General features: G+C 58.1%; 12 protein-coding genes and 1 pseudogene. 9 read left to right on the top strand and 4 right to left on the bottom strand.

Annotation, left to right across the window (positions count from 1 at the left end; all coding sequences use genetic code 11):
• Nucleotides 1-128 precede the first annotated feature (128 nt).
• From PMI29_RS00005 to PMI29_RS31840, 3 genes and pseudogenes are all read left to right on the top strand, one after another.
• Nucleotides 129-878, top strand: a complete 750-nt coding sequence (locus PMI29_RS00005) for a fimbrial biogenesis chaperone (protein WP_008004835.1) — start codon at nt 129-131, stop codon at nt 876-878.
• A gap of 85 nt (nt 879-963) precedes the next feature.
• On the top strand, nt 964-3,462 hold the full coding sequence (locus PMI29_RS00010; protein ID WP_008004833.1) for a fimbria/pilus outer membrane usher protein: 2,499 nt from the start codon (nt 964-966) through the stop codon (nt 3,460-3,462).
• Between the two features lie 945 nt (nt 3,463-4,407).
• Nucleotides 4,408-4,551: pseudogene (locus PMI29_RS31840) on the top strand (DUF2790 domain-containing protein); the annotation flags it as partial.
• 36 nt (nt 4,552-4,587) lie between these two features.
• Here the strand turns inward: PMI29_RS31840 and merR are convergent.
• Nucleotides 4,588-4,983: an Hg(II)-responsive transcriptional regulator gene (merR, locus tag PMI29_RS00015; protein ID WP_008004826.1), complete on the bottom strand. Its 396-nt coding sequence runs from the start codon at nt 4,981-4,983 to the stop codon at nt 4,588-4,590.
• Between the two features lie 161 nt (nt 4,984-5,144).
• On the opposite strand from merR, the gene PMI29_RS32800 reads away from it, so the two are divergent.
• The 3 genes from PMI29_RS32800 to gltS all read left to right on the top strand — a co-directional run bounded on the left by PMI29_RS32800 (nt 5,145) and on the right by gltS (nt 8,068).
• Entirely contained in the window at nt 5,145-5,411 is a 267-nt protein-coding gene (locus PMI29_RS32800) for a GDCCVxC domain-containing (seleno)protein (protein ID WP_008004824.1), read from the top strand.
• A 656-nt stretch (nt 5,412-6,067) separates the two neighbouring features.
• The gene (locus tag PMI29_RS00020) at nt 6,068-6,628 is read left to right on the top strand and encodes a YSC84-related protein (RefSeq protein ID WP_008004820.1); all 561 of its coding nucleotides are present in this window, start codon (nt 6,068-6,070) and stop codon (nt 6,626-6,628) included.
• A 225-nt stretch (nt 6,629-6,853) separates the two neighbouring features.
• Nucleotides 6,854-8,068, top strand: coding sequence for a sodium/glutamate symporter (gene gltS / locus PMI29_RS00025; RefSeq protein ID WP_008004818.1), 1,215 nt, complete (start codon nt 6,854-6,856; stop codon nt 8,066-8,068).
• Nucleotides 8,069-8,084: 16 nt separating this feature from the next.
• Here gltS and PMI29_RS00030 read toward each other — a convergent pair whose 3' ends face one another.
• Complete coding sequence (locus PMI29_RS00030) at nt 8,085-8,981, bottom strand: pirin family protein (protein ID WP_008004816.1); 897 nt, start codon at nt 8,979-8,981, stop codon at nt 8,085-8,087.
• A 125-nt stretch (nt 8,982-9,106) separates the two neighbouring features.
• Between PMI29_RS00030 and PMI29_RS00035 the strand changes: the two genes are divergently transcribed.
• The 3 genes from PMI29_RS00035 to PMI29_RS00045 all read left to right on the top strand — a co-directional run bounded on the left by PMI29_RS00035 (nt 9,107) and on the right by PMI29_RS00045 (nt 12,186).
• On the top strand, nt 9,107-10,018 hold the full coding sequence (locus PMI29_RS00035; RefSeq protein ID WP_008004815.1) for a LysR family transcriptional regulator: 912 nt from the start codon (nt 9,107-9,109) through the stop codon (nt 10,016-10,018).
• Between the two features lie 195 nt (nt 10,019-10,213).
• The gene (locus PMI29_RS00040) at nt 10,214-11,002 is read left to right on the top strand and encodes an AraC family transcriptional regulator (protein ID WP_238541712.1); all 789 of its coding nucleotides are present in this window, start codon (nt 10,214-10,216) and stop codon (nt 11,000-11,002) included.
• Nucleotides 11,003-11,112: 110 nt separating this feature from the next.
• Nucleotides 11,113-12,186: a threonine aldolase family protein gene (locus tag PMI29_RS00045; RefSeq protein WP_238541711.1), complete on the top strand. Its 1,074-nt coding sequence runs from the start codon at nt 11,113-11,115 to the stop codon at nt 12,184-12,186.
• A gap of 79 nt (nt 12,187-12,265) precedes the next feature.
• On the opposite strand, the gene PMI29_RS0130560 is transcribed toward PMI29_RS00045, so the two are convergent.
• Nucleotides 12,266-12,523, bottom strand: coding sequence for an Atu4866 domain-containing protein (locus tag PMI29_RS0130560; RefSeq protein ID WP_033052808.1), 258 nt, complete (start codon nt 12,521-12,523; stop codon nt 12,266-12,268).
• A gap of 15 nt (nt 12,524-12,538) precedes the next feature.
• A complete protein-coding gene (locus PMI29_RS00050; RefSeq protein WP_008004811.1) occupies nt 12,539-13,276 on the bottom strand; it encodes an SDR family oxidoreductase in 738 nt (245 codons plus the stop codon).
• Nucleotides 13,277-13,359: the final 83 nt, after the last annotated feature.

The raw sequence follows: 13,359 nt of genomic DNA, 5'->3' as shown, positions 1-13,359 counted from the left end.
CGGCCGTTGCCGGTCGTGGCGATGCCACCCTGCCGTTCACGCTGCAATACGAATAACCCGCGCGAACACTCGAGCACAGTGCGGGGCCGACTGGCCCCGCGCTTTCAATCACTTGCGCGGTAGCCATCATGTTTTATCGTCATTCACTCTTCTTCTGTGCAGGCCTGCTGAGCCTGCTAGTGGTTACCCCGGCAACGGCCGGAATTTCATTGAGCAGCACACGCCTGGTATTCGACGGCCAGCACAAGGAAGCCGGTATCACCGTGCGTAATAGCAGTGAAGATGTATTGATCCAGTCCTGGATCGACACCGATACCAGCGAAACCAGCGCTGTACCGTTTGCCGTCACGCCGCCACTGGTGCGCGTGAGCGGCGACGAACAGCAAATATTGCGGGTGATTTACGAAGGCACGGGCATGCCGACTGACCGGGAGTCGGTGGTGTGGCTCAACGTGCAGGAAATCCCTCAAGCGGCGAAAACCCAGAACACATTGCAGCTTGCCGTGCGCCAGCGCATCAAGGTGTTCTTTCGCCCGGCGGGACTGAAAAACAACGCCTATCTTGCGCCGACCGAATTGACGTGGCGGTTGGCCGAGCGCGCCGGCAAGAGCACTCTAGTGGTGAATAACCCCGGACAGTATCATGTGTCGATTGCCGATATAACGCTGCAATCCGGCGCACTCAGCGAACACCCCTTTGATTCGATGATGATCGCACCCGGCGAACGAAAAGAGTTCAGTCTCAAACAACTCCACCACGCCAATACACCACGCTTGTTATTTAGCAGCATTAATGACTATGGCGCGCAAGACCGTTATGGCGCGCAACTTTCCAACAGCGCCGATTCCAGGGCCAGTTTGAATAAAGAATCCCCATAACTCGCGTGCCGCTTTCACAGCCGCACTTTCACTGTATTTCTCTTCGCTCCGTTAGTTCGTATCGGAGGTGATATAGGGTTCCTGCATGTTTTTACTCAAGCGCGACGGATTGGCGCCTTTATCGATTGCCCTGGTTTTCAGTTCTGCCTGCCTGGCCGAAAGCGATGAACAGTTCAATACATCGTTTTTGCAAGGCGCATCGTCCTTTGTCGACCTGCAATCACTGCTCGCCACCAGTCGCGTACTTCCCGGTATTTACCGCGTTGATCTATACGGCAACGAGACCCTGGTCGGCCGTCGCGATATCGACTTCCGCCGCAACCCCGGCACGGGTAAGGTCGAGGCCTGTCTGACCCGGGAGATGGTGCAGCAATTGGGTGTCGACATTGGCAAACTGCAAGCCACCGGCAAACTTGTCGGCGATGACCCGAACGCCTGCATCGACCTGCCCGCGCTGATCGATCACGCCTACGTGCGTTACGACGTGCCGCGCCTGCGTCTGATGGTCAGCGTGCCGCAACGCGCCATGGAGCGCGGCCGGCGCGGTTATGTCGACCCGGCCTTGTGGGACGAAGGCGTGCCCGCAGCGTTTATCAACTACCAGTTGAGCAGCAGCCGTAACAGCACCCAGGCTGCAAACACTCTGTCCAATAACGTCGGCGTGCGCAACGGTATCAACCTGGGCGCCTGGCGGTTGCGTAACGAATCGAACTTCAATAGCAGCACCGGCCGCCCCAGCACCTTCAAAAGCAACCGCAGCTACCTGCAACATGACGTGACCGCCTTGAAGGGCCAGTTCAGTGCCGGGGATATTTTCTCGGATACCGACCTGTTCGACAGCGTGCGCTATCGCGGCCTGAAACTGGCTTCCGACGACGGCATGCGTGCCGACAGCGAGCGCGGTTATGCGCCGATCATCCGCGGCATTGCGCAGTCCAGCGCCACCGTGGAGATTCGCCAGAACAACTACATCCTCTACACCGCCAATGTGCCGCCGGGCCCGTTCGAGATCAGCGATATCTACCCCAGCGGCTCCAACGGTGACCTGGAAGTGACGATTATCGAAGCCGATGGTCGGCGCCGGGTGACGGTGCAAGCGTTTTCCAGCCTGCCGATCATGGTGCGCCAGGGCCAGTTGAAGTACAGCGTCTCGGCCGGCCAGTACAACAGCAACAGCGATGATCAGAAGTCACCGCAGTTTGTCAGCAGCAACCTGGCTTATGGCGTCAGCAGCAACCTGTCCGGGATCGTCGGGGTACAGGCGACGGAGAATTTCCAGGCGTTGTCCGTGGGTGCGGGTCGCAACACGCCCATCGGTGCTGTCTCGCTGGACGTGACCCACTCCAGCAGTCGCACCTTCGGTCAGGCGGACAAGGGCAACAGCTTGCGCGCCCTGTATGCCAAGACCTTTACCAGCACCGACACCAACTTCACGCTCGCCGCCTACCGCTACTCGACCGAGGGCTATCGCACCCTCACCGAGCACGTCGAGGAACTGAGCAGCGATGGCCAGAAACGCACCGGCAACTCGAAAACCCGCACCGACCTGACCGTCAACCAGAGCCTGGGGCGCAACCAGCAATATGGCAGCCTCTACGTGAACGCCAGCGACCAGCGTTACTGGGGGCGCGGCGGTTCGCAAAGCCTGTCGGCGGGTTACAGCAACTATTGGGGTGATCTGAGTTACAACATCGGGGCCACGTACTCCAAGGATGTCGGCAACTACGGGCCGTCGAACAATGACACGCTGGTCAACCTGTCCGTGTCGTTCCCGCTGGGCTCAAAGCCCCGTGCACCACGGGCCTTTGTGTCCGCCAGCACGCAGAAAGGCGACGACACCACCCAGATGGGCATCAACGGCTATCTGTCAGAAGACAGCGACACCTATTACTCGGTACAAGGCGGGAACAGCAGCACCGGCGGCGGCACCGGTTCGGTCAACCTCAGCACCCGCACTTCGGTGATGGACATCAGTGCCGGCTACAGCCAGGGACGCGGGTACAACTCGCAGAACCTTAACCTGGCAGGTTCGGTCGTGGGCCATGCCGGCGGGATCAACCTGGGACAAACCGTGGGCGAGACATTCGCACTGGCACAGGTCGAAGGGGTGGAAGGCGTGAAAATCGGCAGTTTCTCCGGGGCGAAAACCGCCAGTAACGGCTTCGCGGTGGTGCCCAACGCGCAGCCCTATCGCGTGAACTGGATCAACCTGGACACCCGTGATCTGGGTGGCGATATCGAGATCGAAAACGCGACCCGGCAAGTGGTGCCACGACGTGGTGCAGTAGTGCTGGCACGTTACGCCAGCAAGACCGGGCGACGCGTGCAGTTCGCCTTGTTCGACGCCCGGCACCAGCCAATCCCGTTTGGCGCTGCGCTCGAGGACAGTACTGGCAAGCAGTTAGCAATCTCTGACCCTGGCGGCAAGGCACTGGCGTTGGTTGAAGTAGACGTAGGCACCCTCATCATCAACTGGCAGGGCCAACGGTGTGAGGCGCCTTATGCGTTGCCGAAACGCAATAAGGCGCTGAACTATGAGCGGGTGTCGCTGGTGTGTGGCCCCTCTCAGAAATCGCGCTTGTAAAAGATGTCCAGCGAACTGGCGACGCCGCTGGCGGCTTCCAGGTAGCGCGCCACGCTGTCGCCGGTTGCCGGCAGAAAACCGCCCCACGTGACTTCGAAGTGTTCGATGGCTGCGACGGGTGTTGTCGCGAGCCACGGCTTGCAGATAGCAATCCAGATCGCTCATAGGAAATGAACCTGTTTTGACCGACTGTAGGTGCGAGCTCGCTCCGGGCGGCGATCCGACGATGATCGTTAACGATGACGCTGGTTGGCAGGTGCCCCGCGGCGGTCTCGGGGTTATCGCGAGCAAGCTCGCTCCTACACATTTCAAGATCCGCCACTTACGGGACAGGTGCGCCTGCACGAAACAAAAAACCTCGATGGCGCCGCTACTATCTCCATAAATGGGGCATTACACCCACCCAACCGGGCGTTTACCACCTGATTTGAGGAATATCCCCCCCTAACCCTTTCCCTCGCTTGAAATACTCAGAATCAGCTTGTTAATTGATTTGAACTTTTTCTTCGCCCTATTGAAATGGCTCATTAGTTGCTTCCCCCCGTGGTACCCACAACAGCTGTCGTCCCGGACATCATGGAGACGGCGGAGCTTGCCAGATTCGGCATGACGCGAGGGGTGAAAAATGAAACGCGCGACACCATCATGCAGCTCCATCGCCTTGCTACTCAGGTCAAGCCCCCCCTGTGCGCCTCTGGCCGAAGATCATCCCGCCGGTGATTCTGATGTACACCTTCTGGAGCTATTACGTGCTCCGCGCAAAAGTGAGAATTGGTGATGGCTTCCACTGATAGATCAATTGCTCGAATCACGAAAAGGCCGATGACCCTTTACAAGCAGCTCGCTCAGTTGAGCCTGATGTTTATTGCGTTGCTGATTATGCTGGCATTGTCCGCTGCACTGGCGATGGAGCTGACCTTTGGAGCGCTCTGACGTGTCCGGTAAATGAACATGGCCACAGTAGTAAGTGCCGTGATTTCCAGTCTCGCGCCAAGTGTGTTCGACCAGAACGGCCTGCAAGGACCCGGCGCGCATGTCCCGGCCGTCGAGTACCACTGCGGGATGGACATCGATGTGAAGAAGGTGCTGGCCTGGCGTCTGTGCATGGTGCCCAAAAACTAAACATTACTCCTCGTTCAACGCATCAATGATAGGGCAAGCGGTTCCGCCGCCAACATCGCATTGCCGCACCAGTCCGCCCAGCACCTGCTGCATTGCTGCAAGGTCGGCCATCTTTTGCTCAATCAGGGCCAGCTTATGCACGGCCAGTGCCCGAGTCTCGCTACAAGTGCAGGCCGCATCCAGCGTCAGCAGTACGCCCACCTCATCCAGCGTGAATCCCAGCGCCTGTGCCCGTTTGATAAAGCGCAGCCGTTTGACCTGCTCCGGTAGATAGCACCGATAACCACCGAGCGGCTTTGGTGGCTCATCCAGCAAGCCGCGTCGCTGGTAATAGCGAATAGTCTCGATGTTCACCCCGGCAGCTTCCGCCAACCTGCCGATACTCATTCCTGTCACCATCACACGCCCCTTGATTCTGTACCCAGGTACGGAGTGTAGAGTGACTCTAGGTTAGATCGATTCAATGGAGAAGACGATGGTTCAACAAATCGGCAAAGGTTCGCTGGTCAAAGCGACGACGAATGCGGGCTATCCCTCCACCGTGCACAAATGAGGCAGATATGAGCGCCGTCATCCTCGAATCCGTGTTGACCTGCCCGCATTGCAGTTTCGCCAAGCAGGAAGCCATGCCCACAGATGCCTGTCAGTTTTTTTACGAATGTGGCAATTGCAGGACTCTGCTGCGCCCAAATCCCGGTGACTGCTGTGTGTTCTGCTCGTTTGGCTCGATGAAGTGCCCGCCGATCCAGGAGCAGCGCGGATGCTGTGACAACCGGACGAATGTTCCCCCACAACTGGGAAATCCCATTTGTGGGGGGGAGATTTAGGGTCAGCTTTCGTCTGAAGGAAGTAGCCTGGAACGCAGCGCTAAAGGCCCAAGGCTGGTGGCCAGCGTCTTTCACTCAAATGGCTTGATTATTGCGTTATTGCTCATACGAGCTCCCAACTTACCAGGCACCCATGTAAAAACAGCGGTTATGGGAGGTGTGTCATGTGGAATCAGCCTCTGATGCTTGTGGTGATCTACCTCACCATCACCCTCAGCATCGGTTGGTTGTGGTCCACTGCTATCCTGTATTGGCTTTGATCCAGTGGGAAAAGTGAATCACCACCTGATTTTATGAACACCAATGACCGGCAGCTTCACGCCCTGAGGAAGTCAGTCAACCTGAATCAAGACTCTTGAAGATCAATGAACGCTCGTCTGCGAAAAACATAAGAACACTGACCTGTATCGGTCAGAAGCAGAACTGACAACGAACCCGGCCATTACGCAGTTGTCATAACAGTCGATGGCATCGCAAATGATCAGTGGTCGCGGACCAAGGCCGCAGACCAAGGCCGCAAACCAACTTCATTCAAGAGCGATGCCTGAAAATCACACACTTCAGGGTGCGCCGGACAACCTCAGCGGGTTCGGTTCCTGCCTGGCGCAGGCGCTTGCCGCTGTTCTCTTCCAATGCTCCCTCAGCGGAGTACGCAAATGACTCAATCAATGCGGTTCTTCCTGTCGATCTTCCTCGCTACGGCATCATTGGCATCGGTTGGTTTCCTGAACAATGCAGGGGCGGCCACCGCCGAGGATCTGAATGCCGACTCTCGACAAGCGTTGCAAACGCTCTACAAGACCAATCCTTTTTCCGAAACCATCTCGCACCAAGCCAAAGCAGTGCTTGTTTTCCCGAACATCATCAAGGCGGGTCTTGTGTTCGGCGGCAGCTATGGCGAAGGCGTACTGATGAAAGGCTCGAAAGTCGAGAATTACTACAACTCCGTCACCGGCTCTTGGGGGCTGCAGGCCGGCGCCCAGTCGTATGGCTACGTGGTTTTCCTGATGACCGATAAAGCCGTGAAATATGTAACCGATACCAAGGGCTGGGAAATCGGTGTAGGACCAACAGTTGTGTTAGTGGATGCAGGGGTTGCGAAGAACCTGTCCAGCTCGACACTGAAAGACGATGCCTACGCGTTCATCTTCGACCAGCAAGGATTGATGGCGGGGGTCAGTATCGAGGGAACGAAGATTTCTCTGATCAAGCGCTAAATTCAACCGTTTGATTTGCCATCGGGAGCATGATGGCAGCCTATGCCAACCCGGAGTTTAGGCTAGGCTGTCCTCACTCCCGGCACACAGACACATCAGGTGATTGGGAAGCTGCCTGGACGAGCCAGGCTTGCATTTGCTGAATCCACCGTTCATTGACTCAGGTCTAAACACTGAGCGACCGAATCCTGATAATGATTTTTCATATTTTTAGGTAGGCCTTGAATGACTCCTCAGCTCTTCCCGATTCACGGTCTCGTGAGTTTCACCCTCGCCATCCTCCTGCTTTTCCTCGGCAAAACCCTTGTCCAGCGCAACGCCTTGCTCCGTCAATACTGTATTCCCGAATCGGTGGTTGGCGGCTTTGTCTGTGCGGCGGTGACGACCCTGTTTTACTTCGGCCTCAATATCGAGATCGAATTTGATCTGCAAATTCGCGACACCCTGCTGCTGTATTTCTTTGCAGCCATTGGCTTGAAGTCGGACATGCGCCAACTGCTCAAGGGAGGACTGCCGCTGCTGATCCTGCTGGTGCTCGCCGCTGTGTTCATCGTTCTGCAGAACGCGCTGGGCATGGGTGTGGCCGAGGCATTTGGGCTCGCGCCCAAGGCGGGTTTGATGGTGGGCTCCGTTTCCCTTACGGGTGGGGCGGGCACCACACTGGCCTGGGCACCGCTATTCGTCGACAGACTGGGAATCAGTAACGCGCATGAACTGGGCATGGCCAGCAACACCGTCGGCCTGATTGCCGCTTGCGTGATCGGCGGCCCGATCGCCAACCGACTGATACGTCGTCACCATCTGACGCCTTCCGGAGATGCGGCGCTGGAAGTCGGCATTTTCGAGCAACAACCGAGCAAGCCAATGGACTACTACGACGTGCTCTGGGCGTGGATGTGGCTCAATCTGACGCTGATGCTCGGCTACGGACTCAACCTGCTGTTGGTCGATGCGGGCATCACCCTGCCCAAGTTCGTCAGCTGCCTGTTCGCGGGCATCGTCATTCACCACATCGTTCTCGCCGTGATCGGTGATCAGCGGCTGAAAACCTGGAGCGGCGCCAGCCTGGGTCTGTCGCTGATCTCCGATATCTGTCTGGGCATGTTTTTGACCATGGCCCTGATGGGGCTTCAGTTATGGCAACTCAACGGCGCGCTGATGTTCATTCTGTGCGCCTTGACCCTGCAAATTCTGCTGACGGTCGTCTATACGTATTTTGTGGTCTTCCGCTTTATGGGGCGCAATTATGAAGCCAGTGTGATTGCTTCCGGATTCGGCGGGATTGCCCTCGGCTCCACGGCGACGGCCATCGTCAACATGTCGACCGTGACGCAAAAATACGGTGCGGCCCACCAGGCCTTTCTGATCGTGCCGCTGGTGTGTGGCTTTTTCATTGACCTGGTCAATGCCGTGATCATCAGTATGTTCAGTGGGCTTTAGCGACCGGACGCCTGGTTTACTTGAAAACCGGCACGCTGGCTGACTCGTTTGGTTTTTTCAGGTACTCACGCAGCCGAGCGCCAATCTCGGCAATTTTCGCCTCCCCCGCACGCAAGGCTTGCGGGTTGGTATGTACCGAGTAGTTTCCCAGCGCAAGATCATAGGGATGAGGTTGCGCTGAGCCGATCACGAAGACCGCATCTTTGTGCATGGCCTTGAGCGTGACGGCACCGCTACCTGGTTCGAAGATGACCATTTCTCCCGCCATGACCACCCCTGGCGCGCAAAGGGAACCGCGGCTGACGCTCAACCACAATGACGTGTGCCCACTGGGTGGAACATAGGTCCAGGACTCCCCGGCGGGTAGCGTGACCAGCAGGTAGTTCATGCCGGCGGGAGCGCGGACCGGGCTTTGGACACCCTGGTACGCTCCAAGAATCACGCGCGCCGGCCCCACTTCAGGCATCACGCTTGACTCCAGGTATTGGCTATCGACACTCGCGTTTTCCAACGCCGGCGGCAGTGCAACCCACAGTTGAAAGCCTTGAATCCGCTTCGATGTGCCTACCGACATTTCCTTGCCGTGCCAGACCCCGCCCCCGGCACGCATCCATTCGACAGCGCCATAGTCAATCATCCCCGTACCCGAATCAGCATCCTCGAAGCGCAAATTACCCTCGGTAATGACCGTGACGGTGGCGATGCCCGAGTGCGGATGCAGTGGCATGCCGTTGATGAATGAGCAATCACCTTCAAACAGGTCAAGGAAAACAAATGGCTTGATCAGGTGGCCCAGATCGGAAGGACTCATCAACCGGACAATCGCGCCATGCCCGCTACCGGTGGTGCGGTAGCTGATTGCGCGGGTAGCGCCGGAGGCGATACCGGGGAGAGGTTGTTGCAGCAGCGTCATGAAGATTACTCACAGAAGAGTGGGAGCCTCGCGGCCCAATGCCTGAACAATAGGGCCGGACCGATTACTTGATTAGTCGATACAATTGGATTGCACTCGTCCACCAATGCCAGGAATGCCTCGCCATGATCGACCTCAACGACATCGCCATGTTTGTGCAGGTAGTACGCAGCGGCAGTTTTGCCGAGGCGGCACGACGGCTGGGCATGCCACCCAATACCGTGAGTCGTCGCATCCAGCAGCTCGAAGCGCAACTCGGCACTCGGCTGCTGCAACGCTCCACTCGCAAACTCACGCTCACCAGTGCTGGCCAGGGCTTTCATGAGCGTTGCGTGGGAGCCGTCGATGGCCTGCTCGAAGCAGGACAGGAGTTGATGACAGGCAGTAACGAACCCAGTGGACTAGTGCGTGTGGCGGCTCCAGCCGACTTTTTCGACTTTTTCCAGATGGCGTGGGTGACCGAGTTCCTGGCCGCGCACCCGCGCGTGCGGCTGGACTTCGTGCTCAGTGATGCGAAGGCCGACCTGATCGCAGAACAGATCGACGTCGCCTTTCGCGGCGGACCCTTGCGCGACTCAGGCTATGTCGGCCGTCAGATCCTTGACCCGCGCAGCGTCGGGATGGTGGCCAGTCCCTCTTACATTGCGACGCGTGGTTCACCTCGCTCGTTGCAGGACCTGGCGAACCACGATTGTGTGATCTCCGCGCATCCAGGTGGCCACACCACATGGCGTTTGGTCGGTCCCAATGGCGAGGAAGAAGTACAAGTTGCCGGGCGCTTCAGCGGCAATACCGCCCAGGCACTGCGCAAGGCCGCCGTGGCCGGGCTCGGCATCGCGCTGCTGCCGCCCGTGATGGCCAGGCTTGAGGTGGAAGCCGGGACGCTTGTCCCGGTACTGCCGCAATACCAACCCAAAAGCTACGGCCTGAACGTGCTGTATCCGACCCGCCGGCAGTTGCCACTCGCCGTGTCGGCGTTCATCGGGTTGGTGATCCAGAAAATGAATACGACAGACGCACCAGTGGTGTATCGATAGCGAGTGGCGATTGTTGCGTCGGCTGTCGACCGGCGACGCTGTTGGCCAGCGAGATGGGGTCGTTGATAGCGTGAGGGCGCCAATTGCTGGCAACCCATAGATCTACACCTCTTATGCACCTAAACTTTGTGCGTCCCTGCCCTCCTCGCCAATTGTCGTACGGGTTCCATGACTGAGCACGCCAAGTACCATCACGTGTCCGAAGTACCAGGCCTGGTGCTGGGTTCCGCACGCTTTGCGAATGTCGGTTTCGACCGCCATTACCACCTCGATTTCCACATTGGCTTTGTCACCGAAGGCATCCAGCGTCATCGATCGAAAGGCGAGTCGTTTCTTTTAGGTCCGGGCAGTATTGCCCTGATGCCGCCGGGTGAAATCCACGATGGTGTGTCCGAGGGCGGCGGCACTTATACGCTCAAGACATTTCGCCTTTCGCAGGCGCTGGTTGCGAATCTGGCCGAGGAGATCAGCGGTCGACCGAGAGAGCTTGAGTTGACCAGTGTGTTGCTGGACAACGCGCGCCTTGTCGGCCACCTGCGCGGGCTGCACGAAGCGATGCAGCAGGCCGTTGGACCCGGCAGCCTCGCGGTGCAGACACAATGGATCACCCTCCTTGAACACCTGTTGAGCCAGTCACGGGCGATCAAACCCGAAACGATTACAGGCACGCTTTCCCCCCTGCAATGGTCTCGCGTCAGGGACTATTGTTTCAGCCACATCGATGAGCGAATCACCCTCGATGATCTCGCTGGATTGTGTGGGCTGAGCCGCTTCCCGTTTCTCAAGCAGTTCAAGCGGACCGTCGGCATGACGCCCCACGCGTGGCTGCTTCGCCTGCGTCTCGAACGGGCCTGTGGCCTGTTGTCGCGTAGCGGGCAACCGATCATCGAGGTCGCCCACGCTGTCGGCTTTTACGATCAAAGCCATTTCAATCGCGCCTTTCGACAGGCATTTGGCGTCGCGCCCTCCCGCTACAGGACATAGGGCATAAGCCATCAGACGACCGTCAATTTTTTACAAGCGCGACAACCGTCCCTCTCCATAGGATGCGCCAATCCGGGCGAAACACCTTCGCCCGCACAGCCGAGAACTGGATGATGAACGGTGAAACAAACAGACCGCCCGCTCTGGGTTTTTCAAGTGACAACATCGCAGGCGCATCGCCGGAGGTGGCGCAAGCCATCGTCAAACACAGCACGGGCCAGGCGAGCCCCTATGGCACAGACGAGTTGACGGCGCAGGTCCAGCGCAAGTTCTGCGAGATCTTCGAGCGCGACGTGGAGGTCTTTCTCGTGCCCACCGGCACCGCCGCCAATGGCCTGTGCCTGAGCACGATGACTCCACCCTGGGGGAATATCTATTGCCATCCGGCCAGTCATATCAACAACGATGAATGTGGCGCGCCCGAGTTCTTTTCCAACGGCGCGAAGCTGATGACCATCGATGGCCCATCGGCCAAGCTGGACATCACCCGACTGCGCGAGCGGACTCGCGAGAAAGTCGGCGACGTGCACACGACTCAGCCTGCCTGCGTCAGCATCACTCAGGCCACCGAAGTCGGCAGCACTTACACTCTCGACGAAATCGCAGCCATCGGCGACGTTTGCAAGTCATCGTCCCTTGGCTTCCATATGGATGGGTCACGGTTTGCCAACGCCTTGGTGTCGCTGGGTTGCTCTCCTGCAGAAATGACATGGAAGGCCGGCGTGGATGCCCTGTCGTTTGGTGCCACGAAAAATGGTGTGCTGGCGGCGGAAGCCATCGTCCTGTTCAACGCCTCGCTCGCCACCGAGATGAGTTACCGGCGCAAGCGCGCAGGTCATCTCTTCTCCAAGATGCGTTTTCTTTCGGCGCAGATCGATGCGTATCTGACTGACGACCTCTGGTTGCGCAATGCACGCCAGGCCAACGCTGCGGCCCAGCGCCTGGCGCAAGGGCTTGCCGGACTGAACGGCGTTGACGTGCTCGGCGGCACTGAGGCGAACATCCTGTTCTGTCGGCTGGACCCGGCAATAACCGAAGCGCTGCTACGGGCCGGGTTCGGGTTCTACCATGATCGCTGGGGACCGAACATCGTTCGTTTTGTCACGTCATTCGCAACCACCGCCGAGGATGTCGATCACCTGTTGAGTCAGGTGCGGCGAGTTGTTGATCATGTACAAAAATAACAGCCGTAATAGTCGATGATTGATGGCGGTTGTGCTCGCTCAAACTCGAATGAGCACCCGCCACTGCGGTGTCAGGCTTCTACATCTCGCGATAAAGAATCATGCCTGCGTGATACAAAATCCCGTCGCGGAACTCACCATCAGCCGTGAAGCCGGTGTCGTCGACGTACTCAATGTGGTCACCTTCCAGCCAATACCGGCCCTGGTAGGCACTCACCTTCCTGCCCCGGGCTTCATCGTATCGACCACCCGTTAAAAGCTCATGCCGGATGAGCCCGTCCGCCGTGACCCACATACCGACGTACTTATCCTGATCAGCGGATTTCTTGACTGTCATGTTCAAGTCCTCCGTTCAGAATGCACTGGCAGTTGGGCGGACAATCAGTTCACTGACGTCCACATCGGCGGGCTGTTCAATGGCGTAAGCGATAGCGCGAGCGACGGCCATTGCAGGGATGGCGATCTTGCGGAACTCGCGCATCTCGGCCCGCCCGCCTTCGTCGGAAATACTCTCGGCCAGTTCGGACTCGGTAACGCCAGGCGAAATCACCGTGACACGAATGTCCCCGCCGACCTCCTGGCGCAATCCTTCCGAGATGGCGCGCACTGCAAACTTGGTCGCGCAGTAGACCGCCGCCGTCGGGCTGACGGTGTAGGCACCAATCGATGCGATATTGATGAACTGGCCTGATTTCTGTTGTTGCATCAAAGGCAAACCGGCCGCGATACCGTGCAAGACGCCACGAATATTGACGTCGATCATCTGGTCCCACTCAGAGACTTTCAGCGCCTCGAGTTTCGACAGCGGCATCACCCCGGCGTTGTTGACCATCACATCGACCCGGCCATGCAGTTTTAGCGCAAAATCCACAAACGCTTGTACGTCGGCTCGACGGGTGACATCCAACGCCTGAAAGTGTGCGACTCCGCCGCTCGCGTTGATCTCCCCACAGAGTATTTCGAGGCGTTCCGTGCGACGTGCCCCGAGCACGACATGTGCACCGTTGCTGGCTAAAAGACGCGCTGTCGCCTCGCCTATTCCGCTGCTCGCGCCCGTGATCAGAACGACTTTTTTCGAGATATTCGACATGACCCTAACCCCTCACTTGAGTGCCTGGTGACGCGAGAGCGGTGTCTCGCTGCCAGTCCAGATTAGGGATAACGGCGGCAGCC

The organism is Pseudomonas sp. GM49, assembly GCF_000282355.1.
Lineage (GTDB): Bacteria > Pseudomonadota > Gammaproteobacteria > Pseudomonadales > Pseudomonadaceae > Aquipseudomonas.
The sequence above is the reverse complement of the archived record's forward strand: the minus strand, read 5'-3'. Positions and strand labels throughout refer to the sequence as shown.

Bases quoted from the DNA above. Each gene is read 5' to 3' on its own strand.
- PMI29_RS32800 (WP_008004824.1), top strand. From the start codon at position 5,145: ATGAGCGCCGTCATCCTCGAATCCGTGTTGACCTGCCCGCATTGCAGT.
- PMI29_RS00020 (WP_008004820.1), top strand. From the start codon at position 6,068: ATGACTCAATCAATGCGGTTCTTCCTGTCGATCTTCCTCGCTACGGCA.
- PMI29_RS00030 (WP_008004816.1), bottom strand. From the start codon at position 8,981: ATGACGCTGCTGCAACAACCTCTCCCCGGTATCGCCTCCGGCGCTACC.
- PMI29_RS00035 (WP_008004815.1), top strand. From the start codon at position 9,107: ATGATCGACCTCAACGACATCGCCATGTTTGTGCAGGTAGTACGCAGC.
- PMI29_RS00010 (WP_008004833.1), top strand. From the start codon at position 964: ATGTTTTTACTCAAGCGCGACGGATTGGCGCCTTTATCGATTGCCCTG.
- PMI29_RS00045 (WP_238541711.1), top strand. From the start codon at position 11,113: ATGATGAACGGTGAAACAAACAGACCGCCCGCTCTGGGTTTTTCAAGT.
- merR (WP_008004826.1), bottom strand. From the start codon at position 4,983: ATGGTGACAGGAATGAGTATCGGCAGGTTGGCGGAAGCTGCCGGGGTG.
- PMI29_RS0130560 (WP_033052808.1), bottom strand. From the start codon at position 12,523: ATGACAGTCAAGAAATCCGCTGATCAGGATAAGTACGTCGGTATGTGG.
- gltS (WP_008004818.1), top strand. From the start codon at position 6,854: ATGACTCCTCAGCTCTTCCCGATTCACGGTCTCGTGAGTTTCACCCTC.
- PMI29_RS00005 (WP_008004835.1), top strand. From the start codon at position 129: ATGTTTTATCGTCATTCACTCTTCTTCTGTGCAGGCCTGCTGAGCCTG.
- PMI29_RS00050 (WP_008004811.1), bottom strand. From the start codon at position 13,276: ATGTCGAATATCTCGAAAAAAGTCGTTCTGATCACGGGCGCGAGCAGC.